21 protein-coding genes are annotated in these 22,022 nt (G+C 64.2%); 13 read left to right on the forward strand and 8 right to left on the reverse strand.

The features are described from left to right. Positions 1 to 6: 6 nt before the first annotated feature. Together RA25_RS01820 and RA25_RS01825 are read left to right on the forward strand one after the other, a co-directional pair. Complete coding sequence (locus tag RA25_RS01820; protein ID WP_039169678.1) at positions 7 to 1,011, forward strand: sterol desaturase family protein; 1,005 nt, start codon at positions 7 to 9, stop codon at positions 1,009 to 1,011. 96 nt (positions 1,012 to 1,107) lie between these two features. Further along, the gene (locus tag RA25_RS01825; protein WP_039148715.1) at positions 1,108 to 1,296 is read left to right on the forward strand and encodes a hypothetical protein; all 189 of its coding nucleotides are present in this window, start codon (positions 1,108 to 1,110) and stop codon (positions 1,294 to 1,296) included. Positions 1,297 to 1,302: 6 nt separating this feature from the next. Here RA25_RS01825 and RA25_RS01830 read toward each other — a convergent pair whose 3' ends face one another. Then, the gene (locus RA25_RS01830; RefSeq protein WP_039169681.1) at positions 1,303 to 2,103 is read right to left on the reverse strand and encodes an alpha/beta fold hydrolase; all 801 of its coding nucleotides are present in this window, start codon (positions 2,101 to 2,103) and stop codon (positions 1,303 to 1,305) included. Between the two features lie 61 nt (positions 2,104 to 2,164). On the opposite strand from RA25_RS01830, the gene RA25_RS01835 reads away from it, so the two are divergent. The 4 genes from RA25_RS01835 (at position 2,165) to RA25_RS01850 (ending at position 4,315) form a co-directional block, all read left to right on the forward strand. Beyond that, positions 2,165 to 2,530 carry a hypothetical protein gene (locus tag RA25_RS01835; RefSeq protein ID WP_039169684.1) on the forward strand — a complete coding sequence of 122 codons (366 nt, stop codon included), beginning with the start codon at positions 2,165 to 2,167 and terminating at the stop codon, positions 2,528 to 2,530. Positions 2,531 to 2,595: 65 nt separating this feature from the next. Further along, positions 2,596 to 3,192 (forward strand): TetR/AcrR family transcriptional regulator, encoded by a 597-nt coding sequence (locus RA25_RS01840; protein ID WP_039169686.1) that lies wholly within the window; start codon positions 2,596 to 2,598, stop codon positions 3,190 to 3,192. Positions 3,193 to 3,285: 93 nt separating this feature from the next. Beyond that, complete coding sequence (locus tag RA25_RS01845) at positions 3,286 to 3,963, forward strand: PspA/IM30 family protein (protein ID WP_039170289.1); 678 nt, start codon at positions 3,286 to 3,288, stop codon at positions 3,961 to 3,963. A 64-nt stretch (positions 3,964 to 4,027) separates the two neighbouring features. Next, positions 4,028 to 4,315, forward strand: a complete 288-nt coding sequence (locus RA25_RS01850; protein ID WP_039169688.1) for a hypothetical protein — start codon at positions 4,028 to 4,030, stop codon at positions 4,313 to 4,315. 119 nt (positions 4,316 to 4,434) lie between these two features. Here the strand turns inward: RA25_RS01850 and glyA are convergent, their stop codons facing one another. Further along, entirely contained in the window at positions 4,435 to 5,730 is a 1,296-nt protein-coding gene (gene glyA / locus RA25_RS01855) for a serine hydroxymethyltransferase (RefSeq protein ID WP_039169693.1), read from the reverse strand. A gap of 169 nt (positions 5,731 to 5,899) precedes the next feature. On the opposite strand from glyA, the gene RA25_RS01860 reads away from it, so the two are divergent. Beyond that, positions 5,900 to 6,661: an NAD kinase gene (locus RA25_RS01860; RefSeq protein ID WP_039169697.1), complete on the forward strand. Its 762-nt coding sequence runs from the start codon at positions 5,900 to 5,902 to the stop codon at positions 6,659 to 6,661. Positions 6,662 to 7,009: 348 nt separating this feature from the next. Here RA25_RS01860 and RA25_RS01865 read toward each other — a convergent pair whose 3' ends face one another. The 4 genes from RA25_RS01865 to RA25_RS01880 all read right to left on the reverse strand — a co-directional run bounded on the left by RA25_RS01865 (position 7,010) and on the right by RA25_RS01880 (position 13,462). After that, on the reverse strand, positions 7,010 to 8,449 hold the full coding sequence (locus RA25_RS01865) for an amidase family protein (RefSeq protein WP_039169698.1): 1,440 nt from the start codon (positions 8,447 to 8,449) through the stop codon (positions 7,010 to 7,012). A gap of 145 nt (positions 8,450 to 8,594) precedes the next feature. Further along, complete coding sequence (prpE, locus tag RA25_RS01870; protein WP_039170292.1) at positions 8,595 to 10,484, reverse strand: propionate-CoA ligase PrpE; 1,890 nt, start codon at positions 10,482 to 10,484, stop codon at positions 8,595 to 8,597. Positions 10,485 to 10,747: 263 nt separating this feature from the next. Beyond that, a complete protein-coding gene (locus RA25_RS01875) occupies positions 10,748 to 11,140 on the reverse strand; it encodes a GFA family protein (RefSeq protein ID WP_039169701.1) in 393 nt (130 codons plus the stop codon). 48 nt (positions 11,141 to 11,188) lie between these two features. Continuing rightward, positions 11,189 to 13,462 carry an NADP-dependent malic enzyme gene (locus RA25_RS01880; protein WP_039169705.1) on the reverse strand — a complete coding sequence of 758 codons (2,274 nt, stop codon included), beginning with the start codon at positions 13,460 to 13,462 and terminating at the stop codon, positions 11,189 to 11,191. 163 nt (positions 13,463 to 13,625) lie between these two features. Here RA25_RS01880 and RA25_RS01885 point away from each other — a divergent pair, with 163 nt between their 5' ends. The 6 genes from RA25_RS01885 (at position 13,626) to RA25_RS01910 (ending at position 19,958) form a co-directional block, all read left to right on the forward strand. Then, positions 13,626 to 14,711: a cupin domain-containing protein gene (locus tag RA25_RS01885; RefSeq protein ID WP_039169708.1), complete on the forward strand. Its 1,086-nt coding sequence runs from the start codon at positions 13,626 to 13,628 to the stop codon at positions 14,709 to 14,711. A gap of 62 nt (positions 14,712 to 14,773) precedes the next feature. Further along, a complete protein-coding gene (locus RA25_RS01890) occupies positions 14,774 to 15,208 on the forward strand; it encodes a cytidine deaminase (RefSeq protein ID WP_272946429.1) in 435 nt (144 codons plus the stop codon). After that, positions 15,208 to 16,509 carry a thymidine phosphorylase gene (locus tag RA25_RS01895; RefSeq protein ID WP_039169710.1) on the forward strand — a complete coding sequence of 434 codons (1,302 nt, stop codon included), beginning with the start codon at positions 15,208 to 15,210 and terminating at the stop codon, positions 16,507 to 16,509. Before RA25_RS01890 ends, RA25_RS01895 begins: the two co-directional genes overlap by 1 nt. Then, the gene (locus tag RA25_RS01900) at positions 16,509 to 17,720 is read left to right on the forward strand and encodes a phosphopentomutase (RefSeq protein WP_039169714.1); all 1,212 of its coding nucleotides are present in this window, start codon (positions 16,509 to 16,511) and stop codon (positions 17,718 to 17,720) included. The genes RA25_RS01895 and RA25_RS01900 overlap by 1 nt, the downstream gene beginning before the upstream one ends. 76 nt (positions 17,721 to 17,796) lie before the next feature. Continuing rightward, positions 17,797 to 18,429 (forward strand): uracil phosphoribosyltransferase, encoded by a 633-nt coding sequence (upp, locus tag RA25_RS01905; RefSeq protein ID WP_039169716.1) that lies wholly within the window; start codon positions 17,797 to 17,799, stop codon positions 18,427 to 18,429. Between the two features lie 164 nt (positions 18,430 to 18,593). Then, on the forward strand, positions 18,594 to 19,958 hold the full coding sequence (locus tag RA25_RS01910) for an SPOR domain-containing protein (protein ID WP_019295784.1): 1,365 nt from the start codon (positions 18,594 to 18,596) through the stop codon (positions 19,956 to 19,958). A gap of 82 nt (positions 19,959 to 20,040) precedes the next feature. Here the strand turns inward: RA25_RS01910 and RA25_RS01915 are convergent, their stop codons facing one another. Both RA25_RS01915 and RA25_RS01920 read right to left on the reverse strand, forming a co-directional pair. After that, positions 20,041 to 20,853: a class I SAM-dependent methyltransferase gene (locus RA25_RS01915; RefSeq protein ID WP_039169720.1), complete on the reverse strand. Its 813-nt coding sequence runs from the start codon at positions 20,851 to 20,853 to the stop codon at positions 20,041 to 20,043. Positions 20,854 to 20,955: 102 nt separating this feature from the next. After that, entirely contained in the window at positions 20,956 to 21,966 is a 1,011-nt protein-coding gene (locus RA25_RS01920; protein ID WP_039169721.1) for a hypothetical protein, read from the reverse strand. Positions 21,967 to 22,022 lie beyond the last annotated feature (56 nt).

A 22,022-nucleotide genomic window follows, 5' to 3' on the forward strand; every position in this document is an offset into this window, starting at 1 on the left:
GGCACAATGGACGGAACTTTGCACTCCCCGGAACGCGACCGGGAAGCCGAACGCTGGCATTACCACCCCAAGGGGCCGGTGCCGCTCAACCCGCTGTTCAGCTGGCCGCCGCGCCCGGCGGCGGTCCTCAGCTGGTACCGCGGCGCCTGGATGGAGATCACATCGCTGACGCTCTGCTTCCTGCTGGCGCTGGCGGTCTATGCCTGGATGCTGCCGCCGCTGGCAGAAATGGGTGAATTCCGTCCAGGCTGGATGCTGCAGGTCTGGCTCGCCAACCTGCTGCCGCAGGCCGCGGTGGCCGGGGGCCTGCACTGGTGGCTCTACATGCGCAAGGGCCAGGGCATGCAAAAGAAGTTCGACAAGCGCGACCTCTCACGCGGCAACGGCACCTTCACCTTCAAGAACCAGGTTCTGGACAACATCTGGTGGACGCTCGGCAGCGCCATCACCGTGGCCACCGTCTATCAATGGGGCATCTACTGGCTGATGGCCAACGGCTGGGTGCCGGTGGTGACTTTCGCCGAAGCCCCGGTCTGGTGCGTGGTCTGGATGCTGTTCATCCCGATGTGGTCCGGCCTGCATTTCTACTGGGTGCACCGGCTGGAGCACCACCCAAAACTCTACAAACACGTGCACGCGGTGCACCACCGCAACGTCAACATCGGCCCGTGGTCGGGGATTTCAAACCACTGGTATGAAAACCTGCTCTATTTCACCACCTATTTCATTCACCTGATCGTGCCGTCGCACCCGCTGCACCTGGCCTTCCATGCGATGTTCCAGCAGATCAGCCCGGTTCTGTCCCATTCCGGCTTCGAGCGGGTGATCGCCAAGGAAACCGAGGCCGCCAAGGCTGGGGATTTCTTCCACCAGCTGCACCACCGCTATTTCGAATGCAACTACGGCACCTCGGAAATTCCCTTCGACAAGTGGTTCGGCACCTACCACGACGGCTCCGCCGCAGCGACAGAACGGACGCGGGCCTTTAAGAAGCAGATGTACACTCGCTAGAATTGAGGGTTTCGGAAACTGATCAGGATCAAGGCGTATATATTCGCGAATCCCTATGCCTGACCGCAGAACAGTCAAAGGCATAGGAGAAAGCCCATGTTGCGCCTTGCATCCATTCTCTATTCGCTGATCGGCAGCAGCCTGGCAGGGGCGGCGGTGATTGTGGTTCTGGCGGCCGGGCTTGTCACAACACAGGCCATCATAGGCGCCGCTGCAGCGGGGGCGGTGCTGGCACTGCCAGTGGCCTGGCTGGTGGCGAAACAGCTTTACGCCCGCGGCGCCTGAGGCGCGTCAGGCGTTCAAGAACACCCGCGCGGCGGCTTCAAATTCCCGCGGCTTCTCGGCGTGCAGCCAATGGCCCGCGCCGGGCAGCTTGGCGAAACGGGCATTGGGGAAACGCGCGCGGATCTCCTCGCGGTGTTCCGGCAGCACGTAATCCGACTCCGACCCGGACAGAAACAGCGCAGGGCCGTCCCAAACAGCGTCCGTCTGGGGAAACGACATGATGTTCGGCATCTGATCGGCCAGCGCGTCCAGGTTCAGCTTCCAGCGCTTGTTCGCCAGATCCAGCGACTGGGTGAAGAAACTCTGCAGCGCAGGCTCCACCCCGGCTTCGGCCAGTTTTGCGGCAGCCTCGGGGCGGCGCTCGATGGTCTCCAGATCCAGCGATTTCATGGCGTGGATATACTGGATCTGCGTGTGGCCATAGGCGACCGGCGCGATGTCGGCGACCACCAGTTTGCGCACCGCCTCGGGGTGGTTCAGCGCCAGCATCATCGCGGCCTTGCCGCCCATTGAATGGCCAATCACATCCATCTGGCCGCCATGGGCCGCGATCACCCCGGCCAGATCCTCCGCCAGCTCCGGATAGGTGTGGCTGTCCGCGCGCGGGCTGTCACCGTGGTTGCGCATGTCCACCGCAACCACCTGCCTCTCATCCGACAGGCGCTTGGCGATGACGCCCCAGTTGCGGGCAGACCCATAAAGCCCGTGGGCAATCAGGAGCGGGGTGTTCGAGGTGGCGGAGCCATGAGTGATCGTGTTCAGCATGAGCACTTGATAGCCGTGCAGGCGGAGGCTTGCCACCCCCATTGAGGCAGCCGCAGCTGCAGGCTAGGGTAGTCCCGCAGCGCAGCAAGGGGAGAGTGCCAGAATGGCCGCCAGCCTGGATCAGGATATCGAAGACATCCGCACCCTCCTGAAGGAGCGCGAGCACGCATCGGGCGACTTGGCCGCTGCGCTGAAGCTCGTCCGCCGCCGCATCCCCCGCCGGATCTACAAACAGGGCATGAAGCTCGCCGCTGCGCTGCCGCTGCTGGAGCACCCGAAGCTGCGGATGACGGTGGACGAAAAGCCGCTGCAGGGCGCCGCCCGCGAGGTGAAGGCGCATCTGCACAAGATCGACCTCGCCGACCGCCGCAAGGGCTTCTGGCTCGGCGTCCTTGGCAGCATGGCGTTTTCCATCCTCTGCGTGCTGATCCTGCTGGTGGTGGTGTTGCGCTGGCGCGGCCTGATCTGATTTCCCGCTTTACCCCGTGTCTGCCGACTGTATTTTGAACGCAGTTCAAGAAAAGGCAGGGTGCCATGGCAGGCAAGGTGGAAGCGCGCAAGGCCGCGCTGCGGCAGAAACTGGTGGAAGCGGCGGAGATCCGCATCGCGCGCGACGGGGCAGGGGCGCTGCGGGCCCGCGACCTGGCGCATGATGCGGGCTGTGCGGTCGGGGCGATCTACAACGCTTTCGACGATCTGACCGCCATCATCATGGCGGTGAACGGGCGCACCTTCCAGCAACTCGGCGCTGCGGTTGAGGCCTCGGTCGCGGGCGCAGAGGCGGAACCGCCGACCCGCCGCCTGATCCTGATGAGCAACGCTTACCTGCATTTCGCGGTGCAAAACACCAACCTGTGGCGGGCGATGTTCGACCTGCGGATGGCCGCGGGAGATGCGGTGCCGGAGTGGTACCTGACCGCGCTGGACAGCCTCTTTGCCAATATCGCCCGCCCGGTGGGGGAACTGTTCCCGGACAAGGACGCAGGCGAGGCGGCTCTGATGGTGCGGGCGCTGTTCTCTGCCGTCCACGGCATCGTGCTCCTGGGGCTGGAGCAGCGCATCTCCGGCGTTCCGCCGGAACGCATTGAGCAGATGATCGCCCAGGTGCTGGAGCAAATCGGCGGCAGATAGTTTTTGAACGTCGTTCATGATTTTTCTTGAACGACGTTCAAAATTTTGTTACACGATTCTTCGTGAACGATGTTCATGTTTGCGGAGGAAGCAATGTTCAATACTCTGAAGACCCTGATCACCGGCGCCAATGCCCGGGCAGAAGAGCAGCTGCGCGAGACCTACTCGATCGAGCTGATCACCCAGAAGATCCGCGAGGCGGACACCAACCTGAAGGCGGCCAAGCTGACGCTGGCCAGCCTGATCCAGCGCCAGCGGGCAGAGCAGCGCCAGGTGGAGACCCTGGAGGAGCGCGTCCGCGACCTGATGGCCCGGGCAGGCGAGGCGCTGGAGGCGGGGCGCGAGGATCTCGCGCAAAGCGCCGCCCAGGCGGTGGCGGATATGGAAAACGAGCTGGTGGTTCGCCGCCAGACCCTGGACCGGCTCGACACCCGTATCCTGCAGCTGCGTCAGTCGGTGGAAACCGCCAGCCGCCGCATCACCGACCTCAAGCAGGGCGCGATTGCCGCCCGGGCCACCCGGCGCGAGCAGGACCTCCAGCGCCGTCTGCACCGCCACACAGGTGGCGACAGCCCGGCAGAGGAGGCCGAGGCACTGATCCGCGACGTGCTGCAGCGCGACGACCCGTTCGAGCAGGGCGAGATCCTGCGCGAGATCGACGGTGAGCTGAACAACACCACCATTGCCGACGATCTGGCGGACGCCGGCTTCGGCCCCCGCAGCCGCAGCACCGCCGCGGATGTGCTGAGCCGTCTGAAACCCAAGGACTGACCCGACCTTTCTTATTCCACGCAGCCCGCCCGTCCGGGCTCACTGAATTTACTGGAGAAACAACATGTATACCGACAACACTGACAACAAGCTGATCATTCTACTGAACACCGCAGGCGTTGCCATTGCCTATGGCATGCTGGGGATTTCCCTGTGGCTCTCGACCGAGGTGCCGCTGGCGACCAAGGGCTACTGGGGCATGGCCGTGCTCCTGCTGACACTGAGCCTCATCAACGTTGTTAAATACCGCTTCGACCACCGCTCCAGCGAAGACCGTATCCGCAAGATCGAGGACGCCCGCAATGAAAAGCTGCTGGAAGACGCGCTGATGGACGCCAAGCAGGACATCTGAGTTGGCCTGATGATTGGAACCACGCCCGCCTGACCAGGCGGGCGTTTTCTTTGCAGCCAAAAGAAAACCGCCGCGGCTTTGGGGCCGCGGCGGTTTCTTTTTGTCTGATAAGCCGGAGCTTACAGGTTCGGATAGAGCGGGAACTTGGCGCAGAGGTCGGCGACCTTGGCGCGAACTGCCGCTTCCACGTCTGCATTGCCCTCTTCACCGTTGGCCGCCAGCCCGTCGATCACCTCGATGATCAGGTCGGCGATCTGGCGGAACTCCGCCTCGCCGAAGCCGCGGGTGGTGCCGGCCGGAGTGCCCAGGCGCAGGCCGGAGGTCACGGTGGGCTTTTCCGGGTCGAACGGGATGCCGTTCTTGTTGGTGGTGATATGGGCACGGCCCAGCGCCTTGTCGGCGATGTTGCCGGTGACGCCCTTGGGGCGCAGGTCGACCAGCATCACGTGGGTGTCGGTGCCGCCGGTGACGATGTCCAGGCCGCCCTGGATCAGCTGGTCCGCCAGCGCTGCCGCGTTCGCCTTGACCTGCTTTTGGTAGGCCTTGAACTCCGGCTTCAGCGCCTCGCCGAAGGCCGCCGCCTTGCCTGCGATCACATGCATCAGCGGGCCGCCCTGGATGCCCGGGAAGATCGCCGAGTTCACCTTCTTGGCGATGGCTTCGTCGTTGGTCACGATCATGCCGCCGCGGGGGCCGCGCAGGGTCTTGTGGGTGGTGGTGGTGGCGACATGCGCGTGCGGGAACGGCGAGGGGTGCTCACCGGCCGCGATCAGGCCTGCGATATGGGCCATGTCGACCATGAAATAGGCGCCGACGCTGTCGGCGATTTCACGGAACTTCGCAAAGTCGATCTGGCGCGGGATGGCGGAGCCGCCGGCGATGATCAGTTTCGGCTGGTGCTCGTTGGCCAGCGCCTGGATCTGATCGTAGTCGATCAGGTTGTCGCTCTGGCGCACACCGTAATGCACTGCGTTGAACCACTTGCCCGACTGGTTCGGCGCGGCGCCATGGGTCAGGTGGCCGCCGGAGGCCAGGTCCATGCCGAGGATGGTGTCGCCGGGCTGGATCAGCGCCTGGAACACGCCCTGGTTGGCCTGGGAGCCGGAGTTCGGCTGCACGTTGGCGAACTCGCAGCCGAACAGCGCCTTGGCGCGGTCGATCGCCAGGTTCTCGGCGACGTCGACATACTGGCAGCCGCCATAGTAGCGGCGCCCCGGGTAGCCTTCGGCGTACTTGTTGGTCAGCACCGAGCCTTGCGCTTCCATCACCGCGGCGGAGACGATGTTCTCAGACGCAATCAGCTCGATCTCGTCGCGCTGGCGGCCCAGCTCAGCGGTGATCGCGCCAAACAGTTCAGGATCGCGCTCAGACAGCGCTTGGGTGAAAAAGCCGGTGTCACGGGTCGCTTCAGTCATGGTGGCTCCGTTGGAGTAGGGATCAGATTTGAGCGATTTCCTATAGGAAACATCCTTGCGCCGGAAGCCTGTAAAGCGACATTTCCCTGCGACAGAACGGCAACTATGGTCATCGGCGGAAAGCTGTGATTGTTTCGGAACCAGATGCCTAATACCGGAAACAGATTTCATGAGTTTGAGAATCGCCTTTCTGGCCAGTGACGTTGAGGTGGCACAGGATGCGCTGGCGGAGCTGAGCCGCCGCTACGGCCATGTGCCGCCAGATCAGGCCCAGGTGATCGTGGCGCTCGGCGGCGACGGCTTCATGCTGCGGACCCTTCATACCATGATCGATCACCCGGCGCCGGTCTACGGCATGAACCGCGGCACCGTCGGCTTCCTGATGAATGAGTACCGCGAGGACGGGCTGATCGAGCGGCTTGAGGAAGCGGTGCAGGAGATTATCAACCCGCTGTCGATGACCGCAATGGACCGGCGCGGTGAGGTGCACAAGGCGCTGGCGATCAATGAGGTCTCGCTCTTACGTGCTGGCCCGCAGGCGGCGCGGCTCCGGATCTCGGTGGACGGCAGGGTGCGGATGGAGGAGCTGGTCTGCGACGGCGCGCTGGTTTCCACCCCGGCGGGCTCCACCGCCTATAATTACTCCGCCCATGGCCCGATCCTGCCGATCGGCTCCGATGTTCTGGCGCTGACCGCCATTGCCGCTTTCCGCCCGCGGCGCTGGCGCGGGGCGCTTTTGCCCAGCAATGCGATGGTGCGCTTTGATGTGCTGGAGGCGGACAAGCGTCCGGTAATGGCCGACGCCGACTCGATTTCGGTTGCGGATATCGACTGGGTGGAAATCCGGACCGATACGCAAATCCGCCATAAAATCCTTTTTGACTCCGGCCATGGGCTGGAGGAGCGGCTGATTTCCGAACAGTTTACCTGAGTGTTTAACGCGGGCTTTACGAGGCTGTGAACGTCCCGGTAACCATTCCGTGCGAGGATTTATCCACAGGCTGATGCTGTTGGCACTGCCTGAGGCTGCAGAGCCGATGTGCCTGACCGGCGGTTTTTAGGTGTTCCAGTTTTGTGTTTCCCGCCGGTCTGGTCCGGCACGCCCGTAGCATTGTTTGCGGGCGGACGATGCAGCGTTGGTAGTGAGTGGTTTGGGTCAGGAAGACTCCCGGGGGCGGCTGGCCCCGCTCCCGGGATGTTCGCAAAGCGTTTCTTTTCTTTGCAGCCCTTAGGAAGCTGTTCCGGTGCGAACAAGCACGGCGCGGGGCGGGCGCTATACTCAGCCTTCTGCTGCCATCTTCTCCCACAGGGGCAGGCACATGCGGCCCGCGCGGGCTTCAATCGCGGCGCAGGCGTCCACCGCCAGGTCCTCGCGCCAGCGGCGGGCAGCGATCTGCACGTTGACAGGCTGTGGACCCTTCGCCAGCTGCGCCAGCCGGGCCGGGACCGAGGCGGCGGGCAGGCCCAGAAAATTCATCGCATAGGAATAAACCGCACAGCCCAGCACCTCATGCACACCTGCCGCGCCTTCGGTGTCGCGGTCGGGCTTGAAGAAGGGCTGCGGCAGGAAGGGCGAGAGCACCAGCGGGTAGTCCTCCATGAACAGCGACCATTGCCGCGCGTAGTGGGTGCGCTTGGCCATCATCCGCAGCAGCTCATCGCCGGCAAAGGGCGGGAACTCCTGGAAATAGACCGCAAAGATATCGCGCACGGTCCGGGAGCCGGCCGCGTCCACATCATGTTTCATCAGCGCAAAGATCTCACCCATCAGTGCGCGGTAGCCGGTCCGCCCGGCATCGAACACGTTAGGCGGCTCCACTTCTTCGACTTGGTAGCCCGCATCGGTCAAAGCATCGCGGGCGAAATCCAGTGCCGCCTCGACCTCGGGGTGCAGGTCATAGCCATGGGTGTTCTTGGTCAAGGCGACCTTGATGGGCCCCTCCAGCGGCTCGCCGCGCCAGGGCATTGGCACATGGAAGGGGTCTCGGGGATCGGCGGCAATCAGCGCGGGCATCGACAGGTGCAGGTCCTCGGTGCTGCGGGTGATCAGCCCCTGCACCGACATCAGCTGCGCCAGCAGTCCGCGCTCAACCGTCTGGCTGGGGTTCCAGGCGGGCACCCGGCCAAGACCTGGCTTGACCGTCACCGCGCCATTGGCCGCCGCCGGGAAACGCAGGGAGCCGCCGATGTCATTGCCATGGGCCAGCGCGCCGATCCCGGCCATCACCGCAGCCCCCGCGCCGCCGGAGGAGCCGCCGGGAGAGATATGCCGGCCCCAGGGGTTGTGAGTGCGTCCGTGCAGCGGGTTGTCGGTATCGGCGCGGAAGGAGAACTCCGGCGTGTTGGTGCGCCCGATCACCACCGCGCCGGCCTTGTGCAGGTTCTCCACCACCGGGGCGTCTGCCGGGGCTATCAGGTCCTTCAGCGCGGTGACGCCGTTGGAGGTGGCGTGGCCTTTCTGGTCGATATTGATCTTGATGGTGACCGGCACCCCGTGCAGCGGGCCGGATGCCGCGCCGCTCTCGCGCGCCTTGTCCAGGGCACGGGCGCGCTCCAGCGCCTCGCTGCTGAGATCCACCACCACCGCATTCAAGGACGGGTTCACCGCCTTCATACGGTCGATGGAGGCCTGTACGGCCGCTTCCGCGCTCAGATCCCCGGTGCGAGTGAGCTTCGTCAGTTCTGTGGCGCTCAGTTGCCAGATGTCCGCTTTTGTCATGCTCAGGCCTCCCAAGCCGCAGCCTAGGCGGGCAGGGCGGCGTTGCAAGCAAAACCGGACGGCAAACAGGCTCCGCCTGCGGGCGGAGCCTACAAAAATCCTTGAAGGATCTTTGGCCGTTTCCAGAACTTGGAAACGAGGGAGGTTACTTGGCGTAGCCGATGGTTTGCAGCGCCGTGGTGATCTCGTCCAGAATGGCTGGATCGTCGATGGTGGCCGGCATTTTCCACGGGGTGCCATCGGCGATGTTGACCATGGTGCCGCGCAGGATCTTGCCGGAGCGGGTCTTGGGCAGGCGGTCGACCACAACCGCCAGCTTGAAGGCGGCAACAGGGCCGATCTTCTCGCGCACCAGCTTCACCACCTCGGAGACAACTTCTGCGTTGTCGCGATCGGCACCTGCATTGAGGCAAAGGAAACCCACCGGCATCTGCCCCTTGAGGCTGTCGGCGACGCCAATGACCGCGCATTCCGCGACATCCGGGTGGCCTGCCAGCACTTCCTCCATGCCGCCGGTCGAGAGGCGATGCCCGGCCACGTTGATCACGTCATCAGTGCGCGCCATGATGTAGAGGTAGCCGTCCTCGTCCTTCATGCCGGCATCGCCGGTCTCGTAGTAGCCGGGGAAGGTGTTGAGGTAGCTCTTCTTGAACCGGTCCTCGGCGTTCCACAGGGTCGGCAGGGTGCCCGGCGGCAGCGGCAGTTTCACTGCAATCGCGCCCAGCTCGCCCGCCGCAACCGGGTTGCCGCCTTCGTCCAGAATGTCGACCTCATAGCCCGGCATCGGCACCGCAGGCGAACCGAGTTTGGTCGGCAGCTCCTCGATCCCCAGCGGGTTGGCGGCAATCGACCAGCCGGTTTCGGTCTGCCACCAGTGGTCGACCACCGGCACCTTCAGCTGCTCCTGCGCCCAGGTGATGGTGTCGGGGTCCGCACGCTCACCGGCCAGATAGACCTGGTTCAGGCAGCTCAGGTCGTATTTCTTGACGTATTCGCCCTTGGGGTCCTCCCGCTTCACTGCCCGGAAAGCAGTCGGCGCGGTGAAGAAGCTCTTTACTTTATGCTCGGAAATCACCCGCCAGAAGGTGCCCGCATCCGGGGTGCCCACCGGCTTGCCCTCAAACACGATGGTGGTGTTGCCGTGGATGAGCGGCGCATAGCAGATGTAGCTGTGGCCGACGACCCAGCCCACGTCCGACGCAGCCCAGAACACATCGCCGGGATCGACGTTGTAGATGTTCTTCATGGTCCAATTGAGCGCCACCAGCTGGCCCGCGGTGTGGCGGATCACCCCCTTGGGCTGGCCGGTGGTGCCGGAGGTATAGAGGATATAGGAAGGATGGTTGCCCTCGACCGGCACACATTCGGCAGGCTCCACGCCGTACTGAAAACCGTGCCAGTTCACGTCGCGGCCCGGGATCAGCTCCGCCACTTCCTGCTCGCGCTGAAAGATCACGCAGAAGTCAGGCTTGTGCGCGGCCAGGTCGATAGCGCCGTCCAGCAGCGGCTTGTAATGCACGATCCGGCCCGGCTCGATGCCGCAGGAGGCGGCGATGATCGCCTTGGGCTTGGCGTCGTCGATCCGCACCGCCAGCTCGTTAGAGGCAAAGCCGCCGAACACCACCGAATGCACCGCGCCGATGCGGGCACAGGCCAGCATCGCCTCCAGCGCTTCGGGGATCATCGGCATGTAGATGATGACTCGGTCGCCTTTTTCCACGCCCTTGGCGCGCAGCGCCCCGGCCAGATTGGCGACACGGTTGCGCAATTCGACATAGGAGATTTCACGCTTGGTATGGGTAACCGGGCTGTCATAGATGATCGCGGTCTGCTCGCCGCGGCCCTGTTCCACATGACGGTCGACGGCGTTGTAGCAGGTGTTCACCTTGGCATCGGCAAACCACTCGTAAAGGCCTTCGCCCTTGTCAAACAGCGCCTGCTTTGGGGCCTCGTCCCAGCTGATCGACTGGGCGGCCTCCATCCAGAAACCTTCCGGATCCTGTTTCCAGGCGGCGTAAATATCCTGATATCCCATGGTGTTCATCTCCTCCTGCCAATTGCGTAGGCGACAAAGCGGCGGCCGGGCAAGTTTTGCCGCGTCTTCACGCAAGGTTCGTCAAGGAATTTACAGGTTTTGGCCGGATTTGCGCAGATGATTTACCGGATTTACAAGGCCGGACGGGTTTGCACTCTACCCGCTTTGCAAAGTGGTGTTTGCTGCAGAATATTCGGGAAAAGCCCGAAAATTTTGCAAACTTGCAAATTCGGGCGCAGCGCACCCGGCCTTGCCACCGGGAATCACCCGCCTGAGGATTTTGCGAAGCGGGGCAGGCTGTCTTTCAGTTCCAGCCAGCTCACATGGTCGGAGTGGAACACGTGAAACCTGGGCGGCATCTGGCTGGGGCTTTCCAGCGTCGCGGTATAGAGGTGTATGTTCACCGGATCGCGCGCGGTGCGATAGGCCATCTGGGTGCCGCAGGTTTCGCAGAACAGCCGCTCGACGCCTTCCGATGAATTATAGACCTTGGGTTCCGTGCCGGACCATTCGACCGCCTCATGCGGCAGCCCGAAAAATGCGGTGACAGGTGCCGCGCAGTTGCGGCGGCAGTCGGCGCAGTGGCAGTAGCAGCTCCAGGCCGCCTCGGCCCGGCTATCCCAATGCACTGCGCCGCAGTGGCAATGCCCTCTCATATCCGGCCTCCCTGATTGGGCGGCCGGCGGTAATGCATGGCCGCGCTGTTAACCGTAGTGCGCGACCGGGGTGCCGGCAATGGCGGCCATGTTCAGAAGGCCCCGCGCGGTGATCGAGGGGGAGACGATATGGGCGCGGTTTCCCATGCCCATCAGGATCGGCCCCACTTCCAGCCCGCCGGCCCGCATCTTGAGGATGTTGCGCACGCCGGAAGCCGCGTCGGCATGGGCGAAGATCAGCACATTGGCGGCGCCGTCCAGCCGCGAATTGGGGAAGATCCGCTCGCGCAGTTCCGGGTCCAGTGCGGTGTCGATGTTCATCTCGCCCTCATAGACGAAATCGCGGCGCTTATCGTCGAGAATTTCGATGGCGGCGCGCAGGCGGCTGCCGGTGTCGCAGGAGATATTGCCGAACTGCGATTGCGAGCACATGGCAATCTTCGGCTCCAGACCGAAACGGCGCACGTGGCGGGCAGCACCAATCACGGTTTCGGCGATCTGTTCCGGTGTCGGCTCCACATGCACATGGGTGTCGGCAATGAACAGCGGGCCGTCTTCCAGGATCATCATCGACAGCGCGCCGTGCGGCGAGTAGGTGCCGCCGCCCAGCACCTGCTGCACGTAGTTCAGGTGCCAGCGGTATTCGCCGAAGGTGCCACAGATCAGGCTGTCCGCCTCGCCTCGGTGCACCATGATGGCACCGATGGCTGTGGTGTTGGTGCGCATGATTGCCTTGGCCAGATCCGGCGTGACGCCGCGGCGCTGCATCACCTTGTGGTAGCTGTTCCAGTAGTCGCGGTAGCGCGGGTCGTTTTCCGGGTTCACCAGCTGGAAATCGCGTCCCGGACGCACGTCCAGCCCCAGCCGCTCGCAGCGCCGTTCGATCACTTCGGGGCGGCCGATCAGGATCGGGGTCTCGGTGGTTTCTTCCAGAATGGCCTGAGCTGCGCGCAGCACCCGCTCATCCTCGCCTTCGCTGAACACTATGCGGCGGGCGGCGGCGCGGGCGGCCTCGAACACCGGGCGCATCAGCAGGGCAGATTTGAACACCGTCTGGTTCAGTTTCTGCTTATAGGCGGTGATGTCCTCGATCGGCCGGGTTGCCACGCCGCTTTCCATCGCCGCCTTGGCCACGGCAGAGGACACAACGGCCACCAGCCGCGGATCGAACGGTTTCGGGATCAGGTAGTCAGCGCCAAAGGTCAGCTGTTCGCCTTTGTAGGCCGCTGCCGCCTCAGCCGAGGTGGTGGCGCGGGCCAGTTCGGCAATGCCGTCGACGCAGGCAATCTGCATCTCGTCGTTGATCTCGGTTGCACCCACGTCCAGCGCGCCCCGGAAAATAAAGGGGAAGCACAGCACGTTGTTGACCTGATTGGGAAAATCGCTGCGCCCGGTGGCGATGATCGCATCCGGCGCCACCTTGCGCGCCTGATCGGGCATGATCTCCGGCGTCGGGTTGGCCAGCGCAAAGATGATCGGACGCTTGGTCATCTTGGCGACCATTTCCGGCTTCAGCACGTTGGGGCCAGAGAGGCCCAGGAACATGTCGGCACCGTCCATCACCTCGTCCAGCGTCCGCAGGTCCGAAGCCTGGGCGAAGGCCGCCTTCTGCGGGTTCATGTCCTCTTCACGGCCCTCATAGACCAGCCCGTGAATATCGCAGAGCCAGATGTTCTCGCGTTTCACGCCCAGCTTCACCAGCATGTTGAGGCAGGCAATCCCCGCCGCGCCGCCGCCGGTGGAGACGATCTTGATGTCTTCAAACGATTTGCCCGCCACATGCAGCGCGTTCTTGGCCGCGGCGCCGACCACAATCGCGGTGCCGTGCTGGTCGTCATGGAAGACCGGGATATTCATCCGCTCGCGGCACAGTTTCTCGACGACAAAGCAGTCCGGCGCCTTGATGTCTTCGAGGTTGATGGCGCCGAAGGTCGGCTCCAGCGAGCAGACGATGTCCGCCAGCTTCTCCGGATCGCTTTCGTTCACTTCGATGTCGAAACAGTCGATGCCGGCGAAGTTTTTGAACAGGACCGCCTTGCCCTCCATCACCGGCTTGGAGGCAAGCGCGCCGATGTTGCCGAGCCCCAGAACCGCCGATCCGTTTGACACAACCGCCACCAGATTGCCGCGGGAGGTATAACGGGCAGCATTGGCCTCATCCGCTTTGATCTCCACGCAGGCCTCCGCCACGCCGGGCGAATAGGCGCGGGACAGGTCGCGGCCGTTGGCCATCGGCTTGGTCGCGCGGATCTCCAGCTTACCGGGGCGGGGAAACTCGTGATAGTTGAGTGCGGCTTGCCGCGTGCTCTGTGAATCGGACATCTGGCGCTCCTCGGAAAGGGTATTGTTTAGCGTTAAACCATTTTTTCTGCCGGAAACATAGCCCAAACTGACGCAAACGGACGCGGCGGCAGTACGGACGGCGGGTTCTTGCATAAACCATGCCGCAGGGTCACTGTCCTGCCAACAGATCAGGGAGTGAAAAATGAGCGAAACAATCGCCGAGATCCGCCTGCCGACGGATGAGCTGCGCAACGATATTCCGTTTTTTACCAAGGTGTTGGGTATGAAGATGGACATGATCTATCCGGCGGATGATCCGCGCACCGCGGTGTTTTCCGGCCACGGGCTGCGGCTGCGGGTTGAGAAAGGCGCAGAGGAATCCCCCGGCACTATCCGCATTCTGACTGAAGATCCTGATGGATTTGCCGAAGGACAGCGCCGCCTGACAGCGCCCAACGGAACGAAAATTGAGATCGAGGAGCGCCACCCGCCGATGGTGATGCCGGAAACGGTGCACAGCTTCGTGGTCCGCCGCCTGAAAGATCAGGCGCCCTGGATCATTGGCCGCGCAGGCATGCATTACCGCGACCTGGTGCCGGACCGGCTGGGCGGGTCGATCATCGCCAGCCACATCCGCATTCCCGACGGCGGCCCGGTGCCGGACATGGTGCATTTCCACCGGGTCGGCTTCCAGCTGATCTTCTGCATCCACGGCTGGGTCGATGTGGTCTACGAGGACCAGGGCGAGAAGATGCGTCTGACGGCAGGCGACTGTTTCATCCAGCCGCCGGAAATCCGCCACCGGGTGCTGGAGGCCAGCGACAACGTGCAGGTGATCGAGATCGGCGTCCCTGCGGAGCATGTGACCGAGATCGACCACGAGATGACACTGCCGACGCCGCACTACCGTCCCGAACGGGAATGGCAGGGACAGCGCTTTGTCTACAACAAGGCGGAAGGTGCCGCGTGGGGTCCGTTCCGCCTGCCGGGCTATATCTGCCGCGACACCACGATTGCCGAAAACACCAAGGGCGTCGCGGGCGTGCAGGTTGTGCGCCGGGGCGAGGGCGATCCGCAATGGGCGGCGCATGACACCGACATCCACTTTACCTTCGTGATGAACGGCGAAGTGACGCTGGAAGGGGAAGGCCGCGAGCCTTACCAACTGGAGCAGGGCGACGCCTTTGTTGTTCCGCCGGGCATGAAGACCCGCCTCAGCGCGCCGTCGGATGATGTGGAGCTGTTGGAGGTGACGCTGCCCGGGGTGTTCAACACCTCGCTGGCCTGAACCTAGGGCGGCGCAAAGAACTGCATCCGGGGGCTTCCGCTTCCCGGATCAATTCAGCTATCCTGCGGCATCTTGACCAAATGATCAAAAATCGGGGAATCGCCATGAGCCTCAAAGCCGCCGCCGCCGCTGTCCGTGAAAACGCCCACGCGCCCTATTCCAACTTCAAGGTCGGCGCCGCTGTCCGCTCTGCCTCCGGCCAGATCTATGTGGGCTGCAACGTCGAAAACGTGGCCTACCCCGAGGGCACCTGTGCCGAGGCCGGTGCGATTGCCGCGATGGTGGCTGCGGGGGAGACCGAACTGGCAGAGGTCTATGTGATCGCCGATTGCCCGACCCCGATCACGCCCTGCGGCGGCTGCCGCCAGAAGATCAAGGAATTTGCCAGCGGTGATGTGAAGGTTATCATGGCCACCACCGACGGCGAGGAGCAGGAGACGACCATCGGCGACCTGCTGCCCGGCGCCTTTGACGCGGACCATATGGAGCGCAGCTGATGGACGCCCGCGCCATCAACGCCTGCCTGCGCCGCGGTGAAACACCCGGCGAGGACGCGCTGCGCTGGTTTGCCGAGGGTCTGGCCAGCGGTGCGGTCTCGGACGCGCAGGCCGGGGCCTTTGCCATGGCGGTCTGCCTGCAGGGCCTGAGTGTTGAGGGCCGCCGCGCCCTGACGCTGGCGATGCGCGACACTGGCGATGTGCTGGCGTGGGATCTGGACGGTCCTGTGCTGGACAAGCATTCCACCGGTGGTGTGGGCGATTGTGTTTCGCTGCTGCTGGCGCCTGCGCTCGCGGCCTGCGGGGCTTATGTGCCGATGATTTCGGGCCGCGGGCTCGGCCACACCGGCGGCACGCTGGACAAGCTTGAGGCGATCCCCGGCGTCTCCACCAGCGTCAGCGAAGATCACCTGCGGAACATGATGCAGGACGTGGGCTGCGCCATCGTTGGCGCCACCGCGCAGATCGCACCCGCGGACAAGCGGCTCTATGCGATCCGCGATGTGACCGCAACGGTGGAAAGCCTCGACCTGATCACCGCCTCGATCCTCTCCAAAAAACTGGCAGCCAGCCCGGACGCGCTGGTGCTGGACGTCAAGATCGGCTCCGGCGCGTTTATGAAAACCGCAGATGATGCCCGCGCGCTGGCGCAGTCGCTGTGCGATACCGCCAATGCGGCGGGCTGCAAGACCTCGGCGCTGATCACCGACATGAACCAGCCGCTGGCGCCGGCGCTCGGCAACGCGCTGGAGGTGGCGGAGGTGATGCGGGTGCTGACCGGCAGCGCATCCGGCCCGCTGGCTGAGATTTCGGCCATTCTGGGCGGCGAACTGCTGGTTCTCGCAGGCCTCGCAGCGGATGCAGATGAAGGTGCAGCTCAGATAACCGAAACCCTCACTGACGGCCGCGCGGCGGAGCGTTTTGCCAAGATGATTGCCGCCATGGGCGGACCCGCGGACTTTGCCGCGAAATGGCAGGATCATCTGCCCGGCGCGGAAGTGGTGCGCGCGATCAAGGCGCCCGCTGCCGGGCATGTCTCCGCCATGAACGGCGAAGCGCTTGGCCTGGCGGTTGTCGCCCTCGGCGGCGGCCGCATGGTGGAGAGCGACCGCATTCACCCCGGTGTCGGCATCTCGGACATTGTCCGCCTGGGCCAGCCCGTCGGAGCAGGGGACAGGCTTGCCCGCATCCACGCCGCCAGCGATGATGCGGCAGAGATGGCAGAGGCAGCGTTCCTTGCTGCCATCGCCATCGGTGATGCGCCGGACAGCCTGCCGCTGATTCACGAAAGGATCTCCTGATGCCCCGTACCTTCCTTGTGGTGATGGATTCCGTTGGCATCGGTGGCGCGCCCGATGCCGGGACCTTCTTCAACGGCGACCTGCCGGACCTCGGCGCCAACACGCTGGCCCATATCGTGCAGGCTTGCGCTGACGGTCAGGCAGAGGATGGCCGCAGCGGCCCGCTCAACGTGCCGAACATGGAACGCCTTGGTCTCGGCGCGGTGATGCGGCTGGCGTCCTCGGTGCCGTTTCCCGGCCTGGACGCAGCGCCGCAAGGCCGCTGGGGCTGCGCCGCCGAACTCAGCCGTGGCAAGGACACACCGTCGGGCCATTGGGAGCTGGCAGGGCTGCCGGTGCCCTGGGACTGGCACTACTTCCCCGATCAGGCGCCGTCGTTCCCCGAAGACCTTTCTGCCTTTGTGGCAGAGCAGGCGGGCACCGATGGTATCCTTGGCAATTGCCACGCCTCTGGCACGGTGATCCTTGATGATCTGGGCGCCGAGCACATGCGGACCGGCAAACCGATCTGCTACACTTCCGCCGACAGCGTGTTCCAGATTGCTGCGCATGAGGAGACCTTTGGCCTCGACCAGCTGCTGAGCCTCTGCGAGGCCGTCGCACCGCGCCTGCACGCAATGAAAGTGGGCCGGGTCATTGCGCGCCCCTTCCTTGGCTCGGCGGAAACAGGCTTCACCCGCACCACCAACCGCCGCGATTTCGCGATTACCCCGCCGGCTCCGGTACTGACCAACTGGGTGCAGGATGCGGGCGGCAAGGTCCATGCCATCGGCAAAATCGGCGACATCTTCACCATGTCCGGTATCGATACCCTGAAAAAAGGCGCCGATGCCCAGCTGATGCAGCACCTGTTTGACGCGGTGGAAACGGCAGAGGACGGCAGCCTGACCTTCGCCAATTTCGTCGAGTTCGACACCCTGTACGGCCACACCCGCGACATCTCCGGCTATGCAAGGGCGCTGGAGTGGTTTGACGCCGAACTGGGCCGCCTGCTGCCGCGCTTGCGCAAGGGTGACATGCTGGTGCTGACCGCCGATCACGGCAATGATCCCAGCTGGCCCGGCTCCGACCACACCCGCGAACAGGTGCCGGTTTTGATCGCCGGGCTTGACGCAGGGCCCATCGGGCAGGTCAAATTCGCCGATGTGGGTGCCTCCATCGCGGCCCATCTGGACGTGCCTGCCCAAGGCCCCGGCAAAAGCTTTCTTTGACCTCGTGGTCAAAACACGCTTGCCTGCCGCGGCCAAGCCCGTAAAAGCGCGGAAAAGCAAACTTTAGGAGTGCCCCATGACCGACCACCTGACCGTTGTTGATCACCCGCTTGTGCAGCACAAGCTGACCCTGATGCGGGACAAGGGCACCTCCACCGCGGGGTTCCGCCGGCTGCTGCGCGAGATCACCCAGCTGCTGGCCTATGAAATCACCCGCGAAATGCCGCTGACCACCACCAACATCGAAACCCCGATGGAGGAAATGGACGCGCCGATCCTGGCCGGCAAGAAACTGGCGCTGGTTTCGATCCTGCGCGCTGGCAACGGCATGCTGGACGGCGTGCTGGAACTGATCCCCTCGGCCCGTGTCGGCTTTGTCGGCCTTTACCGTGACGAGGAAACGCTGGAGCCGGTGCAGTATTACTTCAAGGCGCCTGAGGGTCTGAAGGACCGGCTGGTGATTGCCGTGGATCCGATGCTGGCCACCGGCAACAGCTCCGCCGCCGCCATTGACCTGCTGAAAGAAGCTGGTGCAAACAACATCCGCTTCCTCTGCCTGTTGGCCTCGCCCGAAGGCGTTGAGCGGATGAAACAGGCGCACCCGGATGTGCCGATTGTCACCGCCTCGCTGGACCGGGAGCTGAACAAGAAGGGCTATATCCTGCCCGGTCTTGGCGATGCCGGCGACCGGATGTTCGGCACCAAGTGATCCGCCGGCGCCAGGGCGGAGCAAATCCGCCTTGGCAGCCACGCGGTGTGAATTAGTTGCAATTCGCGCAAAAATTGCCGGAGTGCGGCCTTATTGTTGCCGCAGAATCTTTACTCACAGGCCAGTTTCGGGCATCCTGCAGCCATATTTTGTGGGGCTCAGGAATGAAAATAACTAGAATTATTGCACTGGCCATCATCGCGGGGGCTGCTGGCGCCGCAGGGATACAGGCACAAACCCTGCGTGAAACCCGTCCGCCCGCTGAGTATCCGCCCGCATCTTACAAGGGCAAGCAGTATGTCGACAGCCGCGGCTGTATCTACATCCGTGCAGGCATCGACGGCAATGTCAGCTGGGTTCCGCGGGTTTCCCGCTCCCGCAAGCAGTTATGCGGCTATGCGCCCACTAAGGTCGCCGGCGCAACCCGGCAGCAGCAGCGGAGCGCAGCGCCTGAGCTGATCACCCTCGAGCCCAGCCAGCAGCCTGCGCAAACCGCCGCGGCTAAGCCGGCCCCGGCTCCGGCCAAACCTGCCGCTGTGCAGCCCAAGCCGGCAGCCTCAAGCACGCCGCCGCAGTCTGTCACCACCGCCAAGCCGCGCCGCACCCCGCAAACGACCAGTGTCCGGCCGGCCGCAGTTGCCACGGCGCCTGCAGCGCCCAAGCCCGCGGCCAAGAAGGTCGTGCGCGTCGCGCCCAAACCAGCACCCGCTCCGGTTCCGGCGGCGAAGCCTGCAGGCAATACCTCCTGCGCGGGCCTTTCCGATATCAGCCGTCAGTACGCGGGTTCCTCTGGCGTGCGCTGCGGCCCTCAGGATGCTGCGCCAGTGACCTATGGCAGTCAGGAAATCGGGCCGCAGAGTTCAGTGCGGCTCACCCCGAATACCCGCGTGGTGCAGACCCACATCTACCAGGACCGCCGTCTCAGCAACAGTTTCACGGTGCCGGAGGGCTACCGCCCGGTCTGGACCGACGGGCGGCTGAATCCGCAGCGGGCGGAACGCACCGTGCGGCCCGCAGTGGTGACCAGTTTTGCCCAGGCCCCTGCAGGATATGAGACAGTGGCACGCGAAGACGGGCGGATGAACCCGATGCGCGGCGTGCGCACCCCGGAAGGCGATGCGCAGATGGCGCAGATCTGGACCGGCGGCGTGCCCCGCAAGCTGGTTCAGCTGCCGCTGGACCGGCCCGCAGTCAAACTGCCGCGCGGTGCGCGGCTCAGCCCGGCAGAGGCACAGCCCAAAGGCTTGCGCCTGTCGACCCGCTCGGCTCCCGGCGCTGCGGCACCGGATCAGCTTGCACCGGCCAGCCGCTATGTCCGTGCAGCGACCTATGCCGAACCAGCACAGGCCAAGGCAGCCGCCCGCAAACTGGCGTCCGCCGGCCTGACAGTGCGTCTTGGTACCGTCAGCCGCAAGGGGCAGCCTTACAAGGTGGTTCTGGCGGGACCCTACCAGGGTGAAGCACAGGCAGCCGCAGCACTGGCCAAGGTGCAGCGCGCCGGTTTCAGCGGCGCCCGGCTTAGCAAGTAAGACTTCGAACCCTAAATTTCACAGGCCGGGCGTCTGCCCGGCCTTTTCGGCACCAGGACAGATGCGGCCCGGCACTCAATGGCTAGTGCCGGCGGCAGGTAAAGACCACGGCCTCCAGCGGCATCCTCAAAGGCGGCGGTCCGAAACGGCCGCGAAGGGCGTCCAGAATGGCGCTGGCAACCTCGTCCGGGTCGACACCACCCCTGGACCGGATTTCATCAATCATCGGGTTGCCGTAAACCAGCGCCTCGGCGAATTTCTCCGGGTCGTCAATGGTCTTGTCCTGCCGGACCGTTTCATGGCGGATGCCGGACCAGTCGTCATCATTCAGATCGCCTTTCACGGCTTCGGGATCGCCATAGTGGAACGGCACCTTGTAAAATCCCGGCGGATCCGCAGGAAAGAACTGTGCCGCGGCCAAGTCGGCGATTTCCGCAAACGGGTTCTTTGCCATCGGTGCCCAGACATTGAAGACATAGTGCCCGCCAGGTTTCAGCACCCGTGCGGCTTCCCGGAAAGCTGCCGCCTTGTCCGGGAAGAACATCACCCCGAACTGGCAGGCAATCAAATCAAAGCTGCCATCCTCAAAGGGCAGCGCCATCGCGTCGGCGGGCTGGAAGGTGACATTTGTTGTATCGGACAGTTTTGCCATTGCCAGCTGCAGCATCGGCTCGTTCAGATCGGTGACCGTCAGCGTGCAGCCCGGCGACAGCCTGCGCCGCAGCCGCTGCGAGACAATGCCGGTGCCTGCTGCCAGCTCCAGAACGTTTTGCGGCGCCAGGTTGCGGCATCGGGCGGCCAGATCATCTGCATAGTTGTAGAAAATCACCGGCCCCAGGCCGCTGTCATAGTGACTGGGAATATCCCCGGTGAAACTGGCTGAGTTGTCCGGCATGGCTCACGTCCCCCCTGATCGTGCGTTTGCGCAGATTTGACGATCCTAGCAGATCCGGCGCATTTTCGCGATTGGCAGGGGACAAGGGAGTAGAAAGTGAGGTCAGCCGCAGATGTTCTGCAGCTGCACCCAGTCGCGGTCGTTCAGAACCGGCTCCAGCTCGCGGCCGGCCATCGGGTCGGCTTCGATCAGCCCCAGCACCGTTTCGCCGGTGATGTCCAGCGCATAGGCATAGGGGGAGGAGGGCAGGGCAGCGCGGGCAAACTCCGACAGCAGCACCTCGTCGGGCAGCTGCGGGCGGGGGCTGGACAGGGTGGCCTCGGAGTAGGCATCCAGCGCGGCGCGGTCCAGCTCGCCGGTGGTCAGCAGCTTGAAGGTGGAGACGAAGCCGCCGGCCTCCAGCAGCTCCTGCATCGGGTCGCTGGCCTCTGCCCGGGCGCGTTCTGCCAGGATGGCCCCCGCAGCAACCGCCGGATCCTCGAAATCCTCGACGAACGAGCGGTTCAAAAGAACGATGCCGCCGGGCAGATGCAGGCTGCCGGGAATGCCGGAGCGCAGGACCGCCAGTTGCCGCACGCCGGTGCGCTGCGCCAGGTTCTTCAGGATCGGTGCCGCCTCCGGGGTGGCGCAGGCCGGGCCGGAGACCCGCTCGATCCGCCCCAAGAGCGCCTGTCCGATGGCCTTGCGTTTGATATCAGGCACGACGCTGACCGCATGGCGGGTCACGGCACCCGGCAGCCACAGAACCAGCAGCGCCAGCACCAGCGCCAGTGTGCCCAGGATACTGACCGCCCGCAGCCGCCCCGGCCGTGCACGCGACCGCCCAATCGCATTCTGCACCCGGGCAATGGCCTCCAGCATCGCGGTTTCGTCTTCCGCTAGCTCCAGCGTTTCGCCGGGGTCGCCGTCGGGGTGGAACAGGGCCGGGAACTCACCGGGATTGGCACGTTCCACTGCGGCCAGCGACCAATGCGCCAGCGGCTGGTCGTTCATGCTGGCAATGGTCAGCGTTGCATCGCCCAGCGAGATGATCACATCCCGCCGCTGGGCCTCAGGATCAGCGCGCCACAGGCCCGCAGCCTCCAGCCGCTCAAATTCCTTCAATGCCGTCATGCAGCTTGCCCGGTCCCCATCCGTCTCGTTGCCGCCAGAATAAGCACATAAAACAG

The sequence above is a fragment of the Leisingera sp. ANG-S5 genome, from assembly GCF_000813925.1.
In the GTDB taxonomy this organism is placed as follows: domain Bacteria; phylum Pseudomonadota; class Alphaproteobacteria; order Rhodobacterales; family Rhodobacteraceae; genus Leisingera.

Excerpts from the sequence above, each read along its gene's own strand:
- RA25_RS01860 (WP_039169697.1), top strand. The coding sequence starts at position 5,900 with ATGAGTTTGAGAATCGCCTTTCTGGCCAGTGACGTTGAGGTGGCACAG.
- RA25_RS01835 (WP_039169684.1), top strand. The coding sequence starts at position 2,165 with ATGGCCGCCAGCCTGGATCAGGATATCGAAGACATCCGCACCCTCCTG.
- RA25_RS01825 (WP_039148715.1), top strand. The coding sequence starts at position 1,108 with ATGTTGCGCCTTGCATCCATTCTCTATTCGCTGATCGGCAGCAGCCTG.
- RA25_RS01895 (WP_039169710.1), top strand. The coding sequence starts at position 15,208 with ATGGACGCCCGCGCCATCAACGCCTGCCTGCGCCGCGGTGAAACACCC.
- RA25_RS01920 (WP_039169721.1), bottom strand. The coding sequence starts at position 21,966 with ATGACGGCATTGAAGGAATTTGAGCGGCTGGAGGCTGCGGGCCTGTGG.
- RA25_RS01850 (WP_039169688.1), top strand. The coding sequence starts at position 4,028 with ATGTATACCGACAACACTGACAACAAGCTGATCATTCTACTGAACACC.
- RA25_RS01880 (WP_039169705.1), bottom strand. The coding sequence starts at position 13,462 with ATGTCCGATTCACAGAGCACGCGGCAAGCCGCACTCAACTATCACGAG.
- RA25_RS01915 (WP_039169720.1), bottom strand. The coding sequence starts at position 20,853 with ATGCCGGACAACTCAGCCAGTTTCACCGGGGATATTCCCAGTCACTAT.
- RA25_RS01820 (WP_039169678.1), top strand. The coding sequence starts at position 7 with ATGGACGGAACTTTGCACTCCCCGGAACGCGACCGGGAAGCCGAACGC.
- glyA (WP_039169693.1), bottom strand. The coding sequence starts at position 5,730 with ATGACTGAAGCGACCCGTGACACCGGCTTTTTCACCCAAGCGCTGTCT.
- RA25_RS01830 (WP_039169681.1), bottom strand. The coding sequence starts at position 2,103 with ATGGGGGTGGCAAGCCTCCGCCTGCACGGCTATCAAGTGCTCATGCTG.
- RA25_RS01900 (WP_039169714.1), top strand. The coding sequence starts at position 16,509 with ATGCCCCGTACCTTCCTTGTGGTGATGGATTCCGTTGGCATCGGTGGC.
- RA25_RS01885 (WP_039169708.1), top strand. The coding sequence starts at position 13,626 with ATGAGCGAAACAATCGCCGAGATCCGCCTGCCGACGGATGAGCTGCGC.
- prpE (WP_039170292.1), bottom strand. The coding sequence starts at position 10,484 with ATGGGATATCAGGATATTTACGCCGCCTGGAAACAGGATCCGGAAGGT.
- RA25_RS01865 (WP_039169698.1), bottom strand. The coding sequence starts at position 8,449 with ATGACAAAAGCGGACATCTGGCAACTGAGCGCCACAGAACTGACGAAG.
- upp (WP_039169716.1), top strand. The coding sequence starts at position 17,797 with ATGACCGACCACCTGACCGTTGTTGATCACCCGCTTGTGCAGCACAAG.
- RA25_RS01845 (WP_039170289.1), top strand. The coding sequence starts at position 3,286 with ATGTTCAATACTCTGAAGACCCTGATCACCGGCGCCAATGCCCGGGCA.
- RA25_RS01840 (WP_039169686.1), top strand. The coding sequence starts at position 2,596 with ATGGCAGGCAAGGTGGAAGCGCGCAAGGCCGCGCTGCGGCAGAAACTG.
- RA25_RS01910 (WP_019295784.1), top strand. The coding sequence starts at position 18,594 with ATGAAAATAACTAGAATTATTGCACTGGCCATCATCGCGGGGGCTGCT.
- RA25_RS01875 (WP_039169701.1), bottom strand. The coding sequence starts at position 11,140 with ATGAGAGGGCATTGCCACTGCGGCGCAGTGCATTGGGATAGCCGGGCC.